The sequence below is a fragment of the Delftia sp. JD2 genome (assembly GCF_001682645.1).
Taxonomy (GTDB): Bacteria; Pseudomonadota; Gammaproteobacteria; order Burkholderiales; family Burkholderiaceae_C; genus Comamonas; species Comamonas acidovorans.
On the sequence record NZ_LFJT01000131.1, the window covers coordinates 1 to 2,008 of the forward strand.

A 2,008-nucleotide genomic window follows, 5' to 3' on the forward strand; every position below is an offset into this window, starting at 1 on the left:
GCAGGCCGGCGCCCGCCGGCAATCGCCACCAGGCCCACGCCGTTGACCTGCGAGAGCTTGGGCGCCAGGCGGTTTTCCACCAGGTCATTGACGCGGATCACCGGCAGCGAGGGCGAGGTGATGGCCAGCGTGAGGATGGGCGCGTCCGCCGGGTTGACCTTGCTGTACAGCGGGGGCATGGGCAGGTCGCTGGGCAGCAGGTTGGAGCCCGCGTTGATGGCGGCCTGCACCTGCTGCTCGGCCACGTCCATGGCCATGTCCAGCGCAAAGCGCAGCGTGATCACCGAGGCGCCGCCCGAGCTGGTGGACGACATCTGCGACAGCCCCGGCATCTGGCCGAGCTGGCGCTCCAGCGGCGCCGTGACGTTGGAGGTCATCACGTCGGGGCTGGCACCGGGGTACAGCGTGGTGACCTGGATGGTGGGGTAGTCCACCTCGGGCAGGGCCGAGATCGGCAACAGCCGGTAGGCCAGCAGGCCGGCGATCAGCACCGCCACCATCAGCAGCGAGGTGGCGACGGGTCGCAGGATGAAGATGCGGGAAAGATTCATGGGGCCGCCTGGAAGGGCTTGCAGTCTTCAGGTGCCGGGGCGCTGCTCAGCGCCCGGCCGGAGCGGGAGCCGCCGGAGCAGCAGGCGCAGAAGGCGCGGCAGGCGTCGGGCCGGGCGAAGGCTGGGGCGATCCGGGCGACGGTGCCGGCGACTGGCCTGCGGGCGCGGAGCCTTCGGCCGCCGGCGCGGTCACGTTGCCGCCGTTGCCGCCGTTACCACCACTGCCACCGTTACCACCACTGCCACCGTTACCACCATTGCGCTGCCCACCGCGCTCGGCACGCAGCTTCTGCAGGTAGGCCTTGCGCTCGTCGGGGTTCATGGTCGCCAGCTTGGCGCGCACATCGGGCGGCAGATTGCGCATGCCGCGCGGCTGGCCGGAGGCATCCTGCACGGCCTGGTCCACCTTCTGCACCTTGTCGGGCTCGATCACCGTGACCTTGGCGCCTTCGCGCAGGCGGTCAATGCCATCGACCACCACCTGCTCGCCAGGCTTGAGTTCGCCCTTGACGCTGACGCGGTCGCCATCGGTCACGCCCACGGCGATGCGCCGCTGCGTCACCGTGCCATCCTCCTGGACCAGGTAGACGTAGTTGTTCTGCACGGCCGTGGTCGGCACGGTCAGCGCCTGCTCCAGCCGGTCCACTTCCAGCTTGACGTTGACGAATTGGTTGGCGAACAGCCGGCCCTCGGCATTGTCGAAGGCGGCCTTGGCCTTGATGGTGCCGGTGGCGATGTCGATGCTGTTGTCCACCGCATTGAGGCGGCCGCGCCCCAGTTGCTGCTTCAGGTCACGATCCCACAGCTCCACGGGCAGCTCGCGCCCCTCGGCCAGGCGCCGCGCCAGCGTGCCCACATGGGCCTCGGGCACGGAGAACACCGCGTCGATGGGCTTGACCTGGGTGATGGTGACGATGCCGTTGGCATCCGAAGGGTTGACCACATTGCCCCGGTCGGCCTGGCGCAGGCCCAGCCGGCCCGCAATGGGCGCCGTGATGCGCGTGTAGCTCAGTTGCAGCTTGGCCGCATCGGCCTGGGCCTGGTCGGCGGCCACCGTGCCCTGGTACTGGCGCACCAGCGCAGCCTGGGTATCGACCTGCTGGCCGGCAATGGAATCCTGTGCCTGCAGCTCCTTGTAGCGCTGCAGGTCCAGCTGGGCGTTCTTGAGCAGCGCCTGGTCGCGCTGCAGCGTGCCCTGGATCTGGTTGAAGCTGGCCTGGAAGCTGCGCGGATCGATCTCGGCCAGCAGCTGGCCGGCCTTGACCTCGTCGCCTTCCTTGAAATGCAGGCGCAGCAACTCGCCCGACACCTTGGCGCGCACCACGGCCGTGGCGCGCGGGTTCATGGTGCCGATGGCGCTGATCAGCACGCGCATGTCGCGCCGCTCCACCACGCCCACGGACACCGGCTGCGCCTGGGCACCCATGGCGCCGGGGCCGCCAGGCCCACCCGGCCCG

The 2,008-nt window shown here is 69.9% G+C and carries 2 protein-coding genes; both read right to left on the minus strand.

Annotated features, from left to right (window positions below; genetic code table 11):
* Positions 1–551: efflux RND transporter permease subunit (locus ACM14_RS30145; protein ID WP_175403333.1), on the minus strand; the 551-nt coding region annotated here is incomplete at its 3' end.
* Between the two features lie 46 nt (positions 552–597).
* The coding region (locus tag ACM14_RS30150) for an efflux RND transporter periplasmic adaptor subunit (RefSeq protein WP_139093537.1) at positions 598–2,008 on the minus strand (1,411 nt) is incomplete at its 5' end.